Source organism: Hymenobacter ginkgonis (assembly GCF_009755225.1).
In the GTDB taxonomy this organism is placed as follows: domain Bacteria; phylum Bacteroidota; class Bacteroidia; order Cytophagales; family Hymenobacteraceae; genus Hymenobacter; species Hymenobacter ginkgonis.
The window spans coordinates 64,604-83,792 of record NZ_WQKZ01000004.1; the positions used below are offsets into that span (position 1 = coordinate 64,604).

General features: G+C 56.9%; 19 protein-coding genes and 1 tRNA gene. 11 read left to right on the forward strand and 9 right to left on the reverse strand.

Going from position 1 to position 19,189, the window contains the following annotated elements; translation table 11 throughout:
• Positions 1 to 80: 80 nt before the first annotated feature.
• Complete coding sequence (gene rpsT / locus GO988_RS16315) at positions 81 to 332, forward strand: 30S ribosomal protein S20 (protein WP_157567491.1); 252 nt, start codon at positions 81 to 83, stop codon at positions 330 to 332.
• A 153-nt stretch (positions 333 to 485) separates the two neighbouring features.
• Here rpsT and GO988_RS16320 read toward each other — a convergent pair whose 3' ends face one another.
• A complete protein-coding gene (locus GO988_RS16320; RefSeq protein WP_157567493.1) occupies positions 486 to 719 on the reverse strand; it encodes a hypothetical protein in 234 nt (77 codons plus the stop codon).
• 1,084 nt (positions 720 to 1,803) lie between these two features.
• Here GO988_RS16320 and GO988_RS16325 point away from each other — a divergent pair.
• From GO988_RS16325 to GO988_RS16345, 6 genes are all read left to right on the forward strand, one after another.
• Positions 1,804 to 3,084 (forward strand): sugar MFS transporter, encoded by a 1,281-nt coding sequence (locus GO988_RS16325; RefSeq protein WP_157567495.1) that lies wholly within the window; start codon positions 1,804 to 1,806, stop codon positions 3,082 to 3,084.
• Positions 3,085 to 3,179: 95 nt separating this feature from the next.
• Positions 3,180 to 3,308, forward strand: a complete 129-nt coding sequence (locus GO988_RS24470; RefSeq protein ID WP_262885701.1) for a hypothetical protein — start codon at positions 3,180 to 3,182, stop codon at positions 3,306 to 3,308.
• Positions 3,309 to 3,408: 100 nt separating this feature from the next.
• The gene (locus GO988_RS16330) at positions 3,409 to 3,801 is read left to right on the forward strand and encodes a VOC family protein (RefSeq protein WP_157567497.1); all 393 of its coding nucleotides are present in this window, start codon (positions 3,409 to 3,411) and stop codon (positions 3,799 to 3,801) included.
• A gap of 151 nt (positions 3,802 to 3,952) precedes the next feature.
• Positions 3,953 to 5,275, forward strand: coding sequence for an ammonium transporter (locus GO988_RS16335; RefSeq protein WP_198172833.1), 1,323 nt, complete (start codon positions 3,953 to 3,955; stop codon positions 5,273 to 5,275).
• Between the two features lie 36 nt (positions 5,276 to 5,311).
• A complete protein-coding gene (locus GO988_RS16340; RefSeq protein ID WP_157567499.1) occupies positions 5,312 to 6,019 on the forward strand; it encodes an acetyltransferase in 708 nt (235 codons plus the stop codon).
• 69 nt (positions 6,020 to 6,088) lie between these two features.
• Positions 6,089 to 7,219 carry a DegT/DnrJ/EryC1/StrS family aminotransferase gene (locus GO988_RS16345; RefSeq protein WP_157567501.1) on the forward strand — a complete coding sequence of 377 codons (1,131 nt, stop codon included), beginning with the start codon at positions 6,089 to 6,091 and terminating at the stop codon, positions 7,217 to 7,219.
• 27 nt (positions 7,220 to 7,246) lie between these two features.
• Here GO988_RS16345 and GO988_RS16350 read toward each other — a convergent pair whose 3' ends face one another.
• The 7 genes from GO988_RS16350 to atpD form a co-directional block, all read right to left on the reverse strand.
• A complete protein-coding gene (locus GO988_RS16350) occupies positions 7,247 to 7,996 on the reverse strand; it encodes a fatty acid desaturase (protein WP_157567503.1) in 750 nt (249 codons plus the stop codon).
• A gap of 58 nt (positions 7,997 to 8,054) precedes the next feature.
• Positions 8,055 to 8,735, reverse strand: a complete 681-nt coding sequence (locus tag GO988_RS16355) for a DUF4166 domain-containing protein (RefSeq protein WP_157567505.1) — start codon at positions 8,733 to 8,735, stop codon at positions 8,055 to 8,057.
• 37 nt (positions 8,736 to 8,772) lie between these two features.
• Complete coding sequence (locus GO988_RS16360) at positions 8,773 to 9,732, reverse strand: DoxX-like family protein (protein ID WP_157567507.1); 960 nt, start codon at positions 9,730 to 9,732, stop codon at positions 8,773 to 8,775.
• A 71-nt stretch (positions 9,733 to 9,803) separates the two neighbouring features.
• The gene (locus GO988_RS16365) at positions 9,804 to 10,949 is read right to left on the reverse strand and encodes a trans-sulfuration enzyme family protein (protein ID WP_157567509.1); all 1,146 of its coding nucleotides are present in this window, start codon (positions 10,947 to 10,949) and stop codon (positions 9,804 to 9,806) included.
• Positions 10,950 to 10,994: 45 nt separating this feature from the next.
• Entirely contained in the window at positions 10,995 to 12,119 is a 1,125-nt protein-coding gene (locus GO988_RS16370) for an AI-2E family transporter (protein WP_157567512.1), read from the reverse strand.
• A gap of 171 nt (positions 12,120 to 12,290) precedes the next feature.
• Complete coding sequence (gene atpC / locus GO988_RS16375) at positions 12,291 to 12,533, reverse strand: ATP synthase F1 subunit epsilon (protein ID WP_157567514.1); 243 nt, start codon at positions 12,531 to 12,533, stop codon at positions 12,291 to 12,293.
• A gap of 135 nt (positions 12,534 to 12,668) precedes the next feature.
• Complete coding sequence (gene atpD / locus GO988_RS16380) at positions 12,669 to 14,171, reverse strand: F0F1 ATP synthase subunit beta (RefSeq protein WP_157567516.1); 1,503 nt, start codon at positions 14,169 to 14,171, stop codon at positions 12,669 to 12,671.
• 229 nt (positions 14,172 to 14,400) lie between these two features.
• On the opposite strand from atpD, the gene GO988_RS16385 reads away from it, so the two are divergent.
• The 4 genes from GO988_RS16385 to pth all read left to right on the forward strand — a co-directional run bounded on the left by GO988_RS16385 (position 14,401) and on the right by pth (position 17,064).
• Positions 14,401 to 14,473 (forward strand) — tRNA-Gln (locus tag GO988_RS16385).
• Positions 14,474 to 14,625: 152 nt separating this feature from the next.
• Positions 14,626 to 15,555, forward strand: coding sequence for a ribose-phosphate pyrophosphokinase (locus GO988_RS16390; RefSeq protein WP_157567518.1), 930 nt, complete (start codon positions 14,626 to 14,628; stop codon positions 15,553 to 15,555).
• Positions 15,556 to 15,691: 136 nt separating this feature from the next.
• Positions 15,692 to 16,264 (forward strand): 50S ribosomal protein L25/general stress protein Ctc, encoded by a 573-nt coding sequence (locus tag GO988_RS16395; protein ID WP_157567520.1) that lies wholly within the window; start codon positions 15,692 to 15,694, stop codon positions 16,262 to 16,264.
• Between the two features lie 227 nt (positions 16,265 to 16,491).
• Complete coding sequence (gene pth / locus GO988_RS16400; protein ID WP_317164896.1) at positions 16,492 to 17,064, forward strand: aminoacyl-tRNA hydrolase; 573 nt, start codon at positions 16,492 to 16,494, stop codon at positions 17,062 to 17,064.
• Between the two features lie 76 nt (positions 17,065 to 17,140).
• On the opposite strand, the gene metG is transcribed toward pth, so the two are convergent.
• Positions 17,141 to 19,183: a methionine--tRNA ligase gene (metG, locus tag GO988_RS16405; protein WP_157567528.1), complete on the reverse strand. Its 2,043-nt coding sequence runs from the start codon at positions 19,181 to 19,183 to the stop codon at positions 17,141 to 17,143.
• Positions 19,184 to 19,189 lie beyond the last annotated feature (6 nt).

Genomic DNA, 19,189 nt, shown 5'->3' on the forward strand with positions numbered 1-19,189 from the left:
ATTCTTCTTTCTACCTTTGCCCTCCCAAACTCGAAAACGCCAGCCTTCCGGCTACTATTTTATAGAATCCCTTTTTTGTCATGGCAAATCATAAGTCGGCTATCAAGCGCATCCGTAGCAACGAAGCGAAACGCGTATTGAACCGCTACCAGCATAAGTCTACCCGTACGGCTATCAAGAAGCTGCGCGACACCACCGACAAATCGGCGGCGCAAGAATTGCTGAAGAAAGTAACGTCGATGCTGGACCGCTTGGCCAAGAAGAACATCATCCACAAAAACAAAGCTGCTAACAACAAGAGCAAGCTGACAAAGCTCGTCAACGCGCTTTAGCGCGAGATGAGTTTAGCGGGGCCGAACTCTGCCGCCCCACCGTTCGGTCCCGCGCTCCTTACCAAAAAACCCCGCCAGTAGTTGGCGGGGCTTTTTGCGTGGCAGGCAATCCAACGCTCCACGTGGTAAGGCAGGAATAAGCTTCGGCTAAAGCTACTCTGTTGGCTTCTCGCGCACTTCGTGCAGCACTTTTTCTATTATACTCTGGCCGAACATACTCAGGCCCGCATTGAAAACAACTAAGGCAGCCGTGCCAGCGCTTACCCATTTAGTGGGTGCTACACCTTTAGATTTGAGTTCGCCGGCCCAGTTTATCAAGCAAGCGCCCGTGCCGACCGTGAGTAGGCCGACGGGCGCAAAAATCAGCCATTTTGTTTTATGCTTCATGTGACGAGCAGGGTAAAAGCAATGAGTAAATGGCTTCTCTACCCCCAGCAGGCTAATAAGGTTTAGTTTGCTTAGCGCAGCAGTCACCCATTCTAACGTTATTTAGCTGAGCCGTTACAGCACCGGCACTTAGCTAAAACCTGTTGCTTCAGGCTAGATGCAGAGCTAAATAGCAGGGGTAGGAGTATTTACCAAAAATACGTTTTGCTATCTAGTAGCTACTAGTTGCTTTGAGGGGTAGCTACTAACGAACAGCCCCGAACTTCGGGTGAAGCTCGGGGCTGTGGTAGAGCAGGCTAGCCGCTAGCGACCGCGGTAGTGACGGTCGTGGTCGTGGCGATGCTGGGCTTCCCAGCGAGCACGTTCGCGGGCTGCTTGCCGGTCGTGTTCGCGCTGAGCTTGCGCAGCGAGCGCGTTCGCGGGGCGAGAGGCGGCGCAAGTCGCGGTCATGGTCGAGAGAAGGAGCAGCTGAAGCAGCAGTAGCCATCAGCAAGGAAGCGGCAGCAACAAACGAAAAGAGAGAGGCTTTCATGGCAAAGAAGTAAGTAAGGAGAGAAGAAAAAGAGCGACGCGTCTGCGTTTTCAAAGGCAAGCCCTGTGCCACGCTCCCTAGCCATGAATTTCCTTCGTTCTACATAAAAGCATGACAGATAATGTATTAGCAAATAATCCATTAAAAATCAATCGCTGAAAGGGCAACATGTACCGACCAAAGGCTATTTTCCAACTGTCCGGCTAAGCCGAATGGGTATTGCTTTGACCTTGGAGTATACGTGTCAGGTATGCTGTATCCTACCCTTTATTAAAGGTTTGTACCTATCCCTAGTTTGCGGCAAGAGCATCAAAATACTGATACTAGGCCAGTACGCTACTGCTGTGTCAATACACAATATTTCAGCTAATTAATGTATATTCTAAAATTAGAACGCAACGTGAACTGCCTCCTAATGCAAACTTCCAGCTATTAAGTCTGACGGGTACTTGCGAACTTGCTAAGCCTAAAAAGCCGCGGGCCAGTATGGGGCCGCGGCTTTTCTTTTTCCCACCCGGCCAAGTTGGTCACCTATCCTCCCTTCATCTCCCTATGGCAGCTCCTGCCCCTACCCTCAACCGGCCCAATGCCGCTGCTCCATCGGGGCCGCCGCAGCGCTACACTTCGGCGTTGAGCGCCGTGACTACCCTCTTCTTTTTATGGGGCTTCATCACGTGCCTGAATGACATTCTAATTCCTTATCTCAAGGCGATTTTCCAACTTTCATTTGCCCAGGCCAACCTGATTAACCTGTGCTTTTTTGGGGCATATTTCCTGATGAGCATTCCGGCTGGTAAACTGGTGGCGAGTTTGGGGTACAAGCGTGGGATGCTGCTGGGCTTTGTGGTAGCGGCCATCGGGGCATTTCTGTTTTACCCAGCCGCGGCGCAACGCGCCTACGGACTGTTTTTGGGGGCGCTGTTTGTGCTGGCTTCGGGCATTACGCTTTTGCAGGTAGCGGCCAACCCGTACGTGGCTATTTTGGGACCGCCCGAGTCGGCCTCGTCGCGCTTGTCGCTCACGCAGGCTTTCAACTCGCTGGGCACTACACTGGCACCGCTACTAGGTAGCGCGCTTATTCTGAGCCGCTTGCCTAAGCTCGACAACGCTACTACCGCCGCTGGCATCGACATCAGCGCCGTGCAGCTTCCTTACCTGCTTATTGGGGCGGCGCTACTGCTCATAAGCCTGCTTCTCAGCCGCATCAATTTACCCGTGATTACCTACGCGGCAGATGAAGTAGAAGCGGATGGCAGCACGCACACGAGCGCCTGGCAATACCGCCACTTGCTGCTGGGGGTAGTTGGCATTTTCGCCTACGTAGGGGCTGAGGTAGCCATTGGCTCGCACATTGTAAGCTACCTGGCCCTACCCAACGTAATGGGGCTCAACCCTACTGCGGCAGGCAACCAAGTGGCTTTTTACTGGGGTGCGGCTATGGTTGGCCGGTTCATAGGAGCCTACTTGCTTAATAAGTTCTCACCAGCCAAAGTACTTGCATTCAACGCAATAGGCGCGGTAGTACTGGTGCTCATCTCCATCAATACCACCGGGCCGGTAGCCATGTGGAGCCTGCTAGCCGTGGGCCTAATGAACTCCGTGATGTACCCAACCATCTTCACGCTGGCGCTGGCGGGGCTGGGGCGCCACACCGAGCAGGGCTCGGGGCTGCTGTGTACCGCCATTGTGGGCGGCGCGCTAGTGCCCATGCTATTTGGGGCTATTGCCGACATTGGCGGCCTGCGCCTGGCGCTGCTGCTGCCCATCGCGTGCTACGTCTATATCATGTGGTATGGCTTGCGCGGCAGCCGTCGCCGCCAAGCAGCCGCTTAGGGGGTAGCCGACGTAACAGCTACGCGCGGCTCAGCATAATTTCTTTTGCCGCTGCTTCCTGGCTGCCCTGCTCAAACGTTTATCCAGAATCGACATTGTCCGGCAACTCGGTGTCGGTACTAGATTGGCTCACCAATGGCTCGGAGCGGCTAGCTATGCTGCAAGCCGAGTGGACTGCCCGGCATAACTCCACTTTTGCGGTAGTAGACGAGGGCAACGGCTAATTGCTGCCGGCCTAAATATGGTTAACTTAGTTAGCGCGAACAACTTAGCAGGGCACCAAACCGCGCTTGCCACTTCTCCCTACCCCTAATTTTTATAGCGATGGCGATTCAACCCAAAACTCCCGGCCTTCACCACGTTGCTTTGCGCGTTACCGATTTTGCACGCACAAAAGCGTTTTACCAAGACCTACTGGGCTTCCCAATGGTGCTCGAAACTCCCGAACTGATGGGCTGCCTAGTAGGGTCCGTTTTTGTGGGTTTCAAGCAGGCCGCACCGCTTCATCCCCTCGATACGACTTTCACACCTTTTAATATCGGCCTCGACCACTTAGCTATGGCTTGCGCCGATGAAAGCGAGTTGCATCGCGTGGCCGATGCGCTGCAAGCAGCCGGCGTCGAGAATACGGGTGTTAAAACAGATGCGACCTTGCAGAAGCTCTATGTCGCTTTCAAAGACCCTGACCGGATAGCCTGGGAGTTTTATATGGTGTAAGTACTGGTGTATGAAAAGCAAAGGCTACTATTATAATTTCAACTAAATTCTGCTGAGAGCTGTGGTAAGCAAGGAGTATAGGACGCCAAAAGTGCCATCATTTCCTCCTACCCCCTATCTTCGCGCAGGCCTTATGTTGATTTTATTAATTATGCCACGCACTCAGCTTTTAGCACGTATCACGTTAGTTGCCCTTCTGATTCTGGCGGGAGTAGCGGCGTTTGTTCCTCAAAACCACCCGGAAGCCACGCCCGAAATGCTGCACCCAGCCGATATTGCCTGGATGCTACTGGCCTCGGGCCTGGTGCTGCTGATGACGCCGGGCCTGGCATTCTTTTACGGTGGCATGGTCAATCGCAGCAGCATTATTTCCACGATGCTGCAAAGCTTTATCGCTTTGGGCGTTATCTCGGTGCTGTGGTACGTGGTTGGGTTCTCGCTGGCCTTCGGCGATGATGTAGGCGGCTACGGACTCATTGGCAATCCGATGACGTTTTTCATGTTTAATAATGTGGGCACGGCGCCGCACCCACGCCTGGGCATGGGGCTGCCGCTGGTACTTTTTGCCGCGTTTCAGCTCAAGTTTGCCATTATCACACCGGCACTCATCAGCGGCGGCTTTGCTGAGCGCATTCGGTTTTGGGGCTACCTCATTTTTATAGGTTTGTTCAGCCTGCTCATTTACTGCCCATTGGCGCACTGGGCCTGGCACCCCGACGGCTTTTTGGCCAAATGGGGCGTGCTGGACTTTGCGGGGGGCACGGTGGTGCACATTTCGGCAGGCTTTGCGGCACTGGCAGGCGCGTTGGCACTGGGCCGCCGCCGCTCGCACCTCGACGGCCACGCCCACGTGCCGGTTAATATCCCATTCGTGATTTTAGGCACCGGCCTGCTCTGGTTCGGCTGGTTTGGGTTTAATGCCGGTTCGGCTTTCGGAGCCAATGCGCAGGCAGTGCAGGCCTTCTTTACTACGCACTTAGCATCGGCGGCAGCTATGCTTACTTGGATGTTACTCGAGTCGGCGCGCGGGCAGCGGCCGTCGGCTATGGGCACGGCCATTGGGGCTGTGGTGGGGCTGGTGGCCATTACGCCAGCGGCGGGCTACGTGGCCTACGGGCCGGCGCTGGCCATCGGCATTCTCGCGTCGGGCGTGAGCTTTGGGGCGGTGTTGCTTAAAAACCGCACAACCCTGGATGACACGCTCGACGTGTTTCCGTGCCACGGCGTGGGCGGCATTGTGGGCATGCTCGCTACGGCGCTCTTTGCCCAAAAAGGTGGCCTCTTTACGGGTGGCGGGTCGGCGCTGCTGGGCTACCACTTGCTCACGCTGCTCATCGTGGGCGTGTTTACTTTTGGCGGCTCCTGGCTGTTGTACCAGGTCACCAACTTTATCGTGCCGATTCGGGTAAACGCCGAAAACGAGTCACACGGCCTCGATACCAGCCAGCACGGTGAAACGGTGCTCGTAGCGTAAGCCCGCGGGTGGCCCGCCGCCCCCTTGCCTTTTGCCATGACCCAACTTTTCTTTTCCGACTACAACCCCGACGAGGACCCTACCCCCCAACTTAGCCCGCAGCCTATCGTCATTTTCGGGGCGGGCGGCATGGGCCGCGAAGCGTTGGTGTTGCTCACGCAGCTTAACGAGGCGGGCGCCAGCTGGCAGGTAGCGGGTTTTTATGATGACCAGGTACCCGCCACGCCCACGGTGGCCGGCCTACCCTACCTCGGCACCGCCGCCGACCTCAACGCGGTAGTCGCGCCCGTGGCCGTAGTGGTGGCCGTGGGCAGCAGCCGGGGCCGCGCCGCTGTGGTGCGCCGGCTGACCAGCGCGCACCTGTCATTTCCGGCGCTGGTGCATCCGCAGGTGCCTCTCAAACCCTACCAGCGCATTGCGTTGGGCGATGGGTGCTTTATTCAGTATAACTGTCTGTTAACATGCGACATCGTGCTGGGGCGCTTTGTATTTGTGAATGCCGGCAGCATCATTGGCCACGATGTGGTGCTCGAAGATTTTTGCTCCATCATGCCCCATGCTAACGTGAGCGGCGGCGCTCATCTGGGCACGGGCGTGTTTGTAGGTGCGGGAGCCACCATTTTGCCGGGCATGCGGGTGGGTGCCCATGCCACTGTGGGCGCGGGGGCCGTAGTCGTGCGCGAGCTGCCCGCGGGCGTCACGGCCGTGGGCGTGCCAGCCAAAGTAGTAGCCGTTGCTTCTTAATATAGCTAGTACGGGGCGGATTTACCGACTTTTACTCACTACTTGCGGCCGGATAACATCGCCTCTACCTTGGACCGCATTTACCTTTCTCCCCCGCACCTGGGCCGCCACGAGCTCAACTACCTGCACAAAGCGGTAGAAGACAACTGGATAGCGCCCGCTGGCCCCAACATTACGGGGTTTGAGGCCGAGCTATGCACCGCTACGGGCGCGGGGCACGCCGTGGCGCTGGTGTCGGGCACGGCTGCTATTCACCTGGGGCTGTTGCTGCTGGGGGTGGGGGTAGGCGACGAAGTCCTGTGTCCCTCGTTCACGTTTGTGGCCACGGCCAACCCTATTCTGTACTGCGGGGCTACCCCAATATTTGTCGATAGCGAAGCCGATACCTGGAATATGTGCCCCGAACGCCTGCGCGAGGCCATTGAGGACCGCCTACGGCTGGGCAAAAAGCCGAAAGCCTTGCTCTTGGTGCACCTTTACGGCATGCCCGCCAAGCTCGACGAACTGCTGGCCCTAGCCGAGCACTACGACTTGCCAGTACTGGAAGACGCAGCCGAGGCACTCGGCGCACGCTACCGCGGGCAGCCCTTAGGCACGTTTGGGGGGGTAGGTGTTTTCTCCTTCAATGGCAACAAAATTTTGACCACCAGCGGCGGCGGCGCCTTGGTTACCAACAATGCCGCGCTGGCTGAGCGCGCTCGTTTTCTGGCCACTCAGGCCAAAGACCCCGCTCCCTATTACCAGCACTCGCAAGTGGGCTATAATTACCGCCTTAGCAACTTGCTCGCCGGTATTGGCCGGGGCCAACTCGAATTGCTGGGCGACCGTGTAAAACGCCGCCGCGAAATATTCGGCTGGTACCAGGAGCACTTGGCGAGCCTACCCAGCCTCGTGGTGGCGCCCGCCGCCGAGCCCACGGGCAGCTACTCCAACCGCTGGCTGACTACGGTGCTGCTCGCCACAGGGCCTACCCCCTCCGTTACCCCCGAAACCCTGCGCCAACACCTCGAAACGCGCAATATTGAGAGCCGCCCACTCTGGAAACCCTTGCATTTGCAACCGCTGTTTGCCACGGCGCCCATGTATGGCGGCGCCGTGTGCGAAGATTTATTTGCCCGCGGCCTGTGCCTGCCCAGCGGCACTGCCATGACGGAAGAAGACTTGCTGCGCATTGCGCGCGCCTTGCGTGAAGCGCTATAAGCCAAGCCTAAGCATAGCAGACTTCTCTCAATGGTGATGATGCGCTTCCTCGGGCGGCGGGGGTAGCTCGGCCGCCGCGCGGTAGAGCAGTGCCGTGGGCACGCGGGGATAGTGGTGGTGCAGGTGGTGAAAAGCAAACGAAGCCGTGATGGGCGTCCAGGCCTGCGCCAACGCGGCAGCGGTACGGGCCGCCGGATTGCGCGACGATACGTGGTGTGGCACGTACGACGCCCAAATGGGCATCGTAGCGCTCATAAAAAAGGCCACCCCCCAATATACTACTCCTACCAACGAGCCAGTCAGCCAATATAGCCCTACAAAGCCCAGCAGCAGCGCCAACGTAAGGCCAGTCTCGATAAGCTGTATCTGCTTGGTATTGGGGGCGATGCGCAACGATTCGCGTCGCAGCATCAGTGTGTGCCAGGGCCCTTGCCACAGCACCCGCGAGAAGCTCCAGGTGGCGGGCGCACCCTCGGGGTCGGCCTCGGTAAGGCAACGGCCGTGGTGGCGCAAGTGCGTCACTTGCAGGCCGTGGCCGCTCTTGAGAATGAGCAAACCACTGAGCGTGAGCACGCGCTTATTGGCGGCTTTGCTCAGGCCCAGGGCGTTGTGCATCGCGTCGTGCATCTGCACGAAGGCAGCTAGGCACATAACCACCGCCAGCGGCACAGCCAGCCACCACCAACCGGCCAGCGCTAGGCCAATGTAGCCGCCCAGCAACACCCACGGGCGAGCTAGTTCGATGCGACGCTGGGCGGGGGTCAATTGTAAATCCATGATTACTAAACGCTTTCAAAAAATAGCTTTACTAGTGGCCTCTATATGCACCAGGCTTTTACTCGCGGCTTTCGTGGCGCACGGGCAGCGCGTAAGCAGGTATATCGGCTGCCGCTAGCTCGCGCCAAGCCGGCTGAAAGGAGCCGTGGTAGCCAAATAATTTCCCGAATAATTTGTTGCGCACTTCTACTTGAATGCGATAACAAGCAGCCGCATCATCATACCATTCTTCAACCTCCGCCAAACCCGAAAACAGCATCGGAAATCGAAACTTTACCCGTCCCTCGTAGAAGCGCTGCTCGCCCGAACGCAGCCGCAGGCCGCCGCGCTCCGTCACGGCCAGGTCAATATCAACGGCTAGGTGCTGGTGCGTACCCAAGTAGTCCACAATTCGGTCGCGGGTTGCGCTGCGAATCATGGTTGCGTCGAAGCAGCGCACGTGTTCCGGGAAGGTAAAACGCCGAATCCAAGTCACCGTTTCGCGGCCCAACGGGTCACGGTAAGCGTAGTTTTCAATGCGAAACGGCACGTTCAGGCCCGCATCCGGAAACATAATATTGCGCAGCAAGCCCACGCGTAAAAACGGCTGCGTATAGAATGGCCCATGCCACACGCGGTCCATAGTGCCCTCGCCCACAAAGGCCCGGTTGTCGGCGCTACTAAAAGCCAGCCGCTCCTGAATACGCGGGTGAAGCTTATAAAAATCGGCACCTAGCTGCTGCTGGTAGATGGAAGGCATGGGCAAAGAAGGAGGGGGTAGGGCGTGAGAACAAGCACTAAACGAGTTGCGGCGCCGACGCGCGCGCCACTGCCGAACGGCGTATGGCCGGGGGCTCGCGCAGGCAGCGGGCGGCAATAGGAAGCATTTCGGGTGGCAGCAGCAGCCCTACCGCGGCCAAGGCCATCAGGGCTGCATTGAGCGTAAGCGGGTTGAAAGGCGCTACAAATACTGCCGGTTGGCTAAACAATGCCCCCGCACCCAGCCCCAACAGCCCCAGCATATTCAGCCAGTATACGAGCCGCAGGCGCCGGGCCGGCAGCAAAAAGAAAAGCAGGCCAAACAGGATTTCGCCTACCCCTACCCCCGCCGCTACCCAGTGGGCTGCGCTCGCCGAAAAGCCCGCGCCCTGCAAAATGGCCAACTCGCCCGTATCCGGAAACAGCAGCTTGGGCACTACCCCTTGGTATACCCATACCGCGCCTAGCGTGGCGCGCGTGAGCCAATCGGCCAAGGCCAGGCGCCGCGATACGGCGGGGCGCTGCCCGGTTTCGAGCCATAGGCGTAGGCAATCAAAGCTCCAGGCCGTGGCCCAGCCGATGAGCGGCCGGAAGGCCAGCCGGTCGAGCCACTGCCCTACCCTTCCAAAACGCGTTTGGTAGTCGTACTTCGTGAAAAACCGAATGCCCTCTTCGGTGGGCACGTATTTCCAAAAGCCCGCGCCTTCGCGAATGAGCGAGACCCACTCATCTGACCAAAACTTGAGCACCGAAGTGCGCTCCCCATTTGTTTCCTTGGTGCCCAGGCTTTCGCCCCGTCCGGCTACACCTAGCCCAAAGCCGATGCGCGTGGCATACAAAAACTGCTGCGGCTCGGCCTCGGTAAGCCGGGGCAAATACTCAATTTCGGTAAAGCGCAGGTCCCATTGCTGGTGCAATTCGGGCTGCTGGGTGTGCTGCCACAGCGCCTCTAGCGGGCAGCGCATCCGGGCTTCGACGTAGATGGGCGGGTTCTTCATACGACGGGCGAAAGGTAAGCGGTAAGTATGCTAAAACCTAGCTATCCTCAACTACTTACCTACTGCCAGCCTTACCCCAATGCGTGCTGCAAATCGGACAGCAAATCGGCAGGTTCTTCAATACCTACACTCAGGCGCAGCACGCCCGGCGTAATGCCCAGCGAGCGGCGCTGCTCATCGGTGAGGCCGCGGTGTGAGGTGGCCGTGGGGTACGAGCACGACGAGGCTACCCCCGCCAACGACGGGGCCAGGGGGAAGAGCTTAGACTTCTGAATAAACCGGTCCACGGCTGCGGCTGAGTCGTCGGCTAGCCGCACCGACAGCATCCCACCGTACAGGCCGCCTAGCAGTTCGTGCTCGGCCAGCGCGTGGCCGGGGTGCGTAGCTAACCCAGGGTAAAAAACCTGCTCAACTGCCGGATGGTTAGCTAGAAAATGCGCCACCGCCAGCGCATTCTCGGAGTGCTGCCGCATACGCAGGCGCAGCGTTTTGAGGCCGCGTACAGCCAGCCAGCTTTCCATAGGCGCTAGCATTAGGCCGAGGTTGGTGGCCACTTGGCGTAGGCGTTTGCCAATGGCCGGGTCGCGGGCAACTACTACCCCCGCTGTTACGTCCGAGTGGCCAGCCAAGTATTTAGTGGCCGAATGCCAAACCATATCGGCGCCCCAGCTTAGCGGCTGAGTAAGGATAGGCGAAGTAAATGAGCTGTCAATCAGCAATAAAACTCCCTGCTCTTTGCAGGCGCGAGCCAGGCGTGGGCCATCGAGCACAGTAAGCAACGGGTTGCTAAGTACTTCGGCTAGCACCAGCTTGGTGGTGGGCTTGCGCCACTTAGCAATATCGTAGAGGTCAGCCAGCGGCACATACGTAGTCTCGATGCCCAGGCGCGACAGTTCTAGCGAGAGCAGCACCACCGAACCGCCGTACAGTTCGGCGGGGCACAGCACGTGGTCGCCGGCTTGGCACGTAGCTAGCACCGCGGCCAGCAGGCCAGCCAAGCCAGCCCCGGTGGCCACGCCGCCACCCGCCGCTCCCTCAAGCTTCGCTACTTCGGCCACCAACTCATCGGAGTTAGGGTGCTCGGAACGTGAGTAGCCGTAGCGCCCGCCCCGGCCGGGGGTAGTGTAATACTCTTCTAACTCAGCAAGCGAGTTGAATTTGAAGACCGAAGTTTGATAAATCGGGGTGACTTTGGGGTGAATCGGGGTCAGGTCCATAGGAAGGCGAAGGTAGCGCCCGACCGCCGCCCCAACGGCACCTAGTTACTGGATGCGGCGAATTTCGCTCGCTTCATCTCTGATTTTAGCATCTTCATCCAGTATTTCTTCTGCTTTGCCCGTAGTCGTGTCGGGCATCAGGTGTTGGAGAACCCGGTTTTCGCGGGCAAAAACCTGCATCAACACAATGAAATACGACAGCAGCAGCGGCCCCATCACCAGGCCCACGATGCCAAAAATTTCCACGCCCAGCGTCAAGCCCACCAGCGTCACCCAAGGGTGAATATCTCCCATGCTTTTGGCCAGCCAAATGCGCAACAGGTTATCAATATTGATGATGACTACCACGCCCACTATCAAAATGCCGATGCCCTGGCCCGGATGCCCCTGCGCAAACTGAAAGATGGCGGCCGGACCCCAGACCAGCGGCGTACCCAACACCGGAATAAAAGCCATAAAAAAGGCAATCACCGTCCAAAACAAGGGGGTAGGAACGCCAAATATCCACAGCGTTAGCCCCGTAAGAACACCCTGTACCAAGGCGACCAAGGCTTGGCCTAGCACGTTGGCATTCACATTATTTTTGAGCGAAGCGCTCAGCTCATCCATCGTTTTATCGCGGAACGGGAGGTAGCGGTGCAGCCCCGCCAGAAACTCCTCTTCCTGCATGAATAGGTAGTACATCGTAAAGAGCATCAGGCCCACGATTACGATAACGTTGAGCACGCTGCTGGCGAGCGTAGGTATCCATTGGCTCACTCTGGTGGCACCCTGCTGCAAGAGCTGGCGCACCTGCGCTTGCTCGGTCACTTGCATACCCAGCTTGCGCTCGACTTGCTGCACCGTTTGCAGAATTTGGTCGGTGTTCTGGGCCAGCACCCGCACCCGGTCAATAAGCAGGGAGGTAAGCGCAAAAAACGGAATAATGAGCACCACTACGGCAAACAGCAGTAGTAGCACCGTCACGAAGGTGCGGTTCCATCCTCGGTTGTGCACTAAGGCCGTAAACCATGGTCGCAGCACTACATATAAGATGCCTGCGCCCAAAAAAGCCGTTAGGTATTGGAGTAGGCCAAATAAGGCCAGTAGCCCTAGTACTACTAGTGTAGCAATCAGCAGCAAATACCGCTGGCGTGGGGTATAAATATTGGTATCGGCGGTGAGCGGCATAGAAAGGCCCGCGGGCCAGCAGAGTGAATGAATATCTGCTGAACGAAAATTCCTCAGAAATGGCTGGCTCCTTAGCCGAGCAGGGGGTAGGCGCCGCTAGCTCAGTCCCAATAAAAAAGCGTCTGCTCCGGCCAAAGCCAGCGCAGACGCTTTTTATCAAGGTGGCTAAATTTAGGCCGAGGCCGATTCTGCCAGTACAATCACGTTGTTACGCAGCACCTCTACGATACCACCACTCACGTGGAACGTACCGGCGCTCCCTCCATTCAGCACCACATCGCCGGCTTGCAGAGCCGAAATCAACGGAGCGTGGTTGTTGAGCACTTCAAACGACCCATCGGTACCCGGAAACCGCACCGACGTGACTTCGCCTGCAAATACTTTCCGGTCGGGCGTGATGATTTCTAAATGCATGTCTTTGCTGGATTATCAGACTAAAAAGAACGTCATGCTAAGCTGGCCGAAGTAGCTCGCTCGCACCGCTAGGGGTAGCAACCTAATGGTACGAGCGAGCTACTTCGGCCAGCTTAGTATGACGCTCAATATTATTTACTTGGCTTCCGCAATCAGGCGCTCACCTTTCGCTACAGCATCTTCGATGTTGCCGACTAGGTTGAACGCCGACTCGGGCAAGTGGTCATACTTGCCGTCGATGATTTCGTTGAAGCCGCGGATGGTGTCCTTGATGTCAACTAGCACCCCTTTGAGGCCAGTGAACTGCTCGGCCACGAAGAACGGCTGCGACAAGAAGCGCTGCACGCGACGAGCGCGGTTTACCGTCTGCTTATCCTCTTCCGAAAGCTCGTCCATACCCAAGATAGCGATGATGTCTTGCAATTCCTTGTAGCGCTGCAGAATCTCTTTCACGCGCTGAGCGGTATTGTAGTGCTCAGCGCCGAGGATGGTAGCATCCAGAATGCGCGAGGTCGAGTCCAGCGGGTCAACGGCAGGATAGATGCCCAGCTCGGCGATTTTGCGGCTCAGTACCGTCGTAGCGTCCAAGTGAGCGAAGGTGTTGGCCGGGGCTGGGTCGGTCAAGTCATCGGCCGGCACATACACGGCTTGCACCGAAGTAATCGAGCCGCGCTTGGTCGAGGTGATACGCTCCTGCATGGCACCCATTTCGGTAGCCAGTGTGGGCTGGTATCCTACGGCCGACGGCATCCGGCCCAGTAGAGCCGACACCTCCGAACCCGCCTGCGTGAAGCGAAAGATGTTGTCGATAAAGAACAGAATGTCGCGGCCAGCACCGGTGCCATCGCCATCGCGGAAGCTCTCGGCAATGGTCAAGCCCGACAGGGCCACGCGGGCGCGGGCTCCGGGAGGCTCGTTCATCTGGCCAAACACCAGGGTAGCCTGCGATTTTTCCATCTCTACCATGTCCACTTTGGTCAGGTCCCAGCCGCCCTCTTCCATCGAGTGCTTAAAGGCCTCGCCGTAGCGAATGATGTTGGCTTCAATGAATTCACGCAGCAAGTCGTTGCCCTCGCGGGTACGCTCGCCCACCCCGGCAAATACCGACAGGCCCGAGTAAGCCTTCGCTACGTTGTTGATAAGCTCTTGAATCAGTACGGTTTTGCCTACCCCTGCCCCGCCGAACAAGCCAATTTTACCACCCTTCACATATGGAGCGAGCAGGTCAATTACTTTAATGCCGGTGAAGAACACTTCCGACGAAGTGGCCAAGTCCTCAAAGGCCGGCGCACCGCGGTGTATAGACAAGCCGCCCGCGCTCTTCGGCTGCGGAATGCCGTCAATGGCTTGGCCAATAACGTTGAACAAGCGGCCCTTCACCCCGTCGCCGGTAGGCATGGTGATGGAGCGGCCCAGGCTGCGTACTTCGGCACCACGGGTCAGGCCCTCGGTCGAGTCCATGGCGATGGTCCGAACCCGGTCTTCGCCCAAGTGCTGCTGGCACTCCAACACTACTACCTGGCCGTTCTCTTTGGTTACTTCCAGCGCGTCGAGGATGTTGGGGAGGTCGCCTTCGCCCGCGAAGCTCACGTCCACCACGGGGCCGATAACCTGGGTGATTTTGCCCGAATTCGCCATTTGGTTTTGTTTTACTAAGTTAATACGATTTGAGGGTGCAAAAGTACGCTTCAAACCGAGCTTTTCAAAGCTGTTCTACGCCCGCGAGGCTGGTCCGGGTTAGAAAGCACGAAATGGGCCCCTGAGGTAGTCGGCCCACTTTTTTTAATTTTTTTTACCTCACCTCTTGCCTCGTATTATTCTCGTATTACCTTTGCAGCCCCGAACGGCACACCGCCCGCCGGGAAATTGTCCGATGGTGTAACTGGCAACACGCTTGATTTTGATTCAAGAAAGTCCAGGTTCGAGCCCTGGTCGGACAACTTCGACAACGCTCGACAACCCTAGCAAAGGCGCTGGCTTCTCCCAACCGGGAGCAAGTCGGCGCCTTTCGCTTTTCCATTTCGCCCCTCGTTACCGCCTGTTACCTGAAGACTACTTCGGCTAACAGGCGTTTTTCTTTTTACCTTACTACATGGAACCGCACGTTAAACTATTCGCTGGCAGCGCTTCGCAAGAGCTGGGCCGCAAAATCGCCGCTTCTTTCGGCAAGCCGCTCGGCGAGCTCACCTTGCAGCGCTTTGCCGACAGTGAACTGGGCCCCAGCTTCGACGAGAGTGTTCGGGGCTGCGAAGTATTTCTCATCCAAAGCACTTTCCCGCCTTCCGAGCACCTCATGGAGCTCATGCTGATGGTGGACGCCTGCAAGCGCGCCTCGGCCCACAAGGTCAACATCGTGATGCCTTACATGGGCTACGCCCGGCAAGACCGCAAGGACAAGCCTCGCGTGAGCATCGGCGCCAAAGTAGTAGCCAATATTATCCAGAGTGTGGGCACCGACCGCCTCATGACTTGCGACCTGCACGCAGGCCAAATTCAAGGGTTTTTTGATATTCCAGTCGACCACCTCGACGGGGCCACCGTCACGGCGCCCTATATTAAGTCGCTGAACTTGGCGAATCTCATCTTTGCCTCGCCCGATGTGGGGGGGGTAGTGCGCACCCGCGCTTTCGCCAAGAAATTTGGAGCTGAGATTGTGGTGTGTGATAAAATGCGCCTGCGGGCCAATGAAATCGCCTCCATGCAGGTAATCGGCGATGTGAAGGGGATGGACGTTGTATTTGTTGATGACATGGTGGACACGGCCGGCACCATCTGCAAAGCCGCCGATTTGGTGATGGAGCGCGGTGCCAACTCGGTGCGCGCTGTCATCACGCACCCGCTGCTTAGCGGGCCGGCACATGCCCGCATTCGCGCCTCGCAGCTCACCGAGTTGATTACGACCGACACTATTCCGCAGCGCGAGGAGAACGATAAAATCCGGGTTATTTCGATGGCACCGCTCTTTGCCGCTGCCATCCGCAACGTGGTGACGCACGAGAGCATCAGCTCGCTCTTTGGGTAAGAGTACAAAGCCCCTACCCCGCTCTTTGGGCAAAAGGTGGGGGTAGGCTTTTAATTCTCACCTAATTCCCGTACCTTTGCGGCCCGTTTCGGCAAAGGATGCCGAGCGGATAATTCATTCCAAATCAACTTCTTTTATGAAAAGCCTGGAGATTGTAGGGTTTAAAAGAGCGAATCTCGGCAAGACGGACGCGAAAGCGCTGCGCCTCGATGCGCAAGTGCCTTGCGTACTGTACGGTGGCAAAGACACGGTGCACTTTTCGGTGCCCGCCATCTTGTTCCGCGAATTGCTGTATACCCCGGAGGCCCACATCGTGGACCTGAACGTAGAAGGTACCGTGTACCGCGCTATCGTGCAGGACGCCCAGTTCCACCCCGTTAACGAAATGCTACTGCACGTTGACTTCCTGGAAATTGAGGACGGCAAAGAAGTGAAAATGGACATCCCCGTGAAATACGTAGGCGTTTCGCCCGGCGTACTAGCCGGTGGTAAATTGGCCAGCAAGCTGCGTAAAGTGCGCGTGAAGGCTTCGGCCGAAAACCTGCCCGACTACGTAGAGGTTGACATCAGCACCCTGGAGCTAGGCAAATCGGTAAAAGTTGGCGCTGTACAGCCCACCAATTATACCATTCTGACCAGCGCACAGGCCCCGATTGCGACCGTAACCGTGCCGCGCGCCCTGAAAGGCGAGCTTGCCGCTAACAAGTAAGACCATGGATTAACGGGGGTTTTAACGGATTTTACGGATTTTGTGAACGGCGTTATTTTCCTTGCGTATTCCTGCAAAAAGCCGCTCCTTATTGGAGCGGCTTTTTTACTTATTAAATGGATGTGGTGACGAACGACTGAAAACTTGCCACTAGCAGCTGTTATCAGCAAACAAGTCGTCCACAAAATCCGTGAAATCCGTTAAAATCCTCGTTAATCCGTGGTCCTGTGAAGTTCTTAGTTCTCGCCTTGGGCAATATTGGTCCTGAGTATACCGATACCCGCCACAACATTGGGTTTATGGTGGCCGATTATTTAGCCAACAAATTTGATGCACCGCGTTTCGAATTGGGACGCCATGCATTTACCACCGAAATCAAAAGTAAAGGCCACACCTACGTGCTCGTAAAACCGACCACGTTTATGAACCTGAGTGGCAAAGCGGCAGCGCACTGGCTCAGCACCCTCAAGCTGCCGGTAGAGCAAATGCTGGTTGTCACCGACGATTTGGCGCTGCCTTACGGCAAGCTGCGGCTCAAAGGCCAAGGCTCAGCGGGCGGGCACAATGGCCTAAAAGATATTCAGGCTACGCTGGGTACCGACGTATATGCGCGCCTGCGCTTTGGCGTCGATGCTAATTTTCCGAAGGGTAGGCAGGTCGATTACGTACTCAATCCGTTCTCGGCTGATGAGCGCATTGATTTGCCACTGCACATCGAAAAAGCCGGCGAGGCCGTGCTCGCATTCGGCGCGCTGGGGCTAGAACGGGCCATGAATAGTGTGAATGTGAGTGCTAAATAGCCAGAGCTGCCATAAAAAAGGGCCGCCGCTGCAATTGCAGCGGCGGCCCTTTTTTATGGCAGCTCTGATAAATCTTTTACAGTACGCTGCTGCCATTACGCACCGCGGCGCCGGGCTGCATTAGCGCCAAGCTACCGTCGGCATTTTCGGCCAGCAAGAGCATGCCTTGGCTTTGAATTCCTTTGATTTCGCGGGGTGCCAGGTTGAGCAATACCATTGCTTGTTGGCCAATCAGCGCCTCCGGAATAAAGGCCTCGGCAATGCCGCTCACAATCGTACGCTGGTCGAGGCCAGTGTCGATGGTCAGCTTCAACAGCTTTTTGGTTTTGGCTACTTTTTCGGCGGCGATAATAGTACCGATGCGCAAATCCATTTTGCCAAAATCGTCGAAGCTTACATCTTCCTTCGCCGCCGCAACGGGGGTAGCAGCTAGCGCATTGGCTTGCTTAGTATCGAGCAGTTTTTGCACTTGGGCATTTACGACCGCATCTTCAATCTTGGCGAATAATAGCGCGGGCTCCTGCAGTTGATGGCCGGCCGGCAGGTGCTCAGCACGCCCCGCGCTCTGCCAATTGCCGGGCTCGAAATTCAACATCTTAGCCAATTTATCAGCCGATTCGGGCAAGAAAGGCGTGAGCAGCGGCACCAAGGCGGCAGCTACTTGCAGCGCCACGTGCAGCACCGTGCCAGTGCGCGCCGCGTCGGTTTTGATAAGGTGCCAGGGCTGGGTATCAGCCAGGTATTTATTGCCGAGGCGCGCCAGGTTCAGTACCTCCGCTAAGGCGTCGCGGAAACGATAATTCTCAATTAAGTCGCCCACGCGCGCCGGAAACTCGGCTATCTGCCGAAATACCTCTTCGTCAATTTCGGTGAGTTCGCCCCGCTCAGGCACCTTGCCCTCGAAGAACTTCTGCGTAAGCACCGCCGCCCGGTTCACGAAATTACCGAGGGTAGCAACTAGCTCGTTGTTATTGCGCGCCTGGAAATCCTTCCAAGTGAAGTCGTTGTCTTTGGTTTCGGGCGCATTGGCACATAGCACGTAGCGCAGGACATCGGCTTGACCAGGAAAATCGGCCAGGTATTCGTGCAGCCACACGGCCCAATTGCGCGATGTGCTGATTTTGTCGCCTTCGAGATTTAGGAATTCATTGGCGGGCACATTATCAGGCAAAATATATTCGCCATGCGCCTTCAGCATTACCGGGAAAATAATGCAGTGAAAAACAATATTATCCTTGCCGATAAAATGCACGAGTTTCGTGCCGGGGTCCTGCCAGTATTTCTGCCAGTCGTCGGGGAAGGCCTCTTTGGTGGCCGAAATATACCCAATGGGCGCATCAAACCACACGTACAGCACCTTACCCTCGGCCCCGGGCACCGGCACGGGTACGCCCCAGTCGAGGTCACGCGTGACGGCGCGGGCGTGCAAGCCCTGGTCAATCCACGATTTGCACTGGCCGTACACGTTGGTTTTCCAATCGTTTTTGTGGCCCTCGATTATCCATTCGCGCAGCCAGGGCTCGTACTCGTTCAGAGGTAAAAACCAGTGGCGCGTGTCGCGCAGCACTGGCGTGTTGCCGCTGAGCATGGAGCGCGGATTAATTAACTCCGTGGGGCTGAGTGATGTGCCGCAACGCTCGCACTGGTCGCCGTAGGCATTTTCGTTGCCGCAGTTGGGGCACGTACCTACCACGTAGCGGTCGGCCAAAAATTGGCCCGCCTGCTCATCGTAGAGTTGCTGCGTGGTTTGCTCAATAAATTTTCCGTCTTCGTAAAGCTTCTTAAAAAACTCGCTCGATACTTCGGCGTGCGTTTTAGAAGAAGTACGCGAATACACGTCGAACGACACATTAAAATCGCGGAAAGAATCGCGAATAATGGTGTGGTATTTATCGACTACTTGCTGGGGGGTAATTCCCTCCTTTTGGGCCCGAATAGTAATGGGTACGCCGTGCTCATCAGAGCCGCAAATAAATTTCACGTCGCGGCCTTGCGCCCGCAGGTAGCGCACATAAATATCAGCTGGCAAATAAACGCCCGCCAAATGGCCAATATGCACGGGGCCATTGGCGTAAGGCAAAGCTGAGGTTACCGTATAACGCTCTGGTAGTGAGTTCATCAGTTA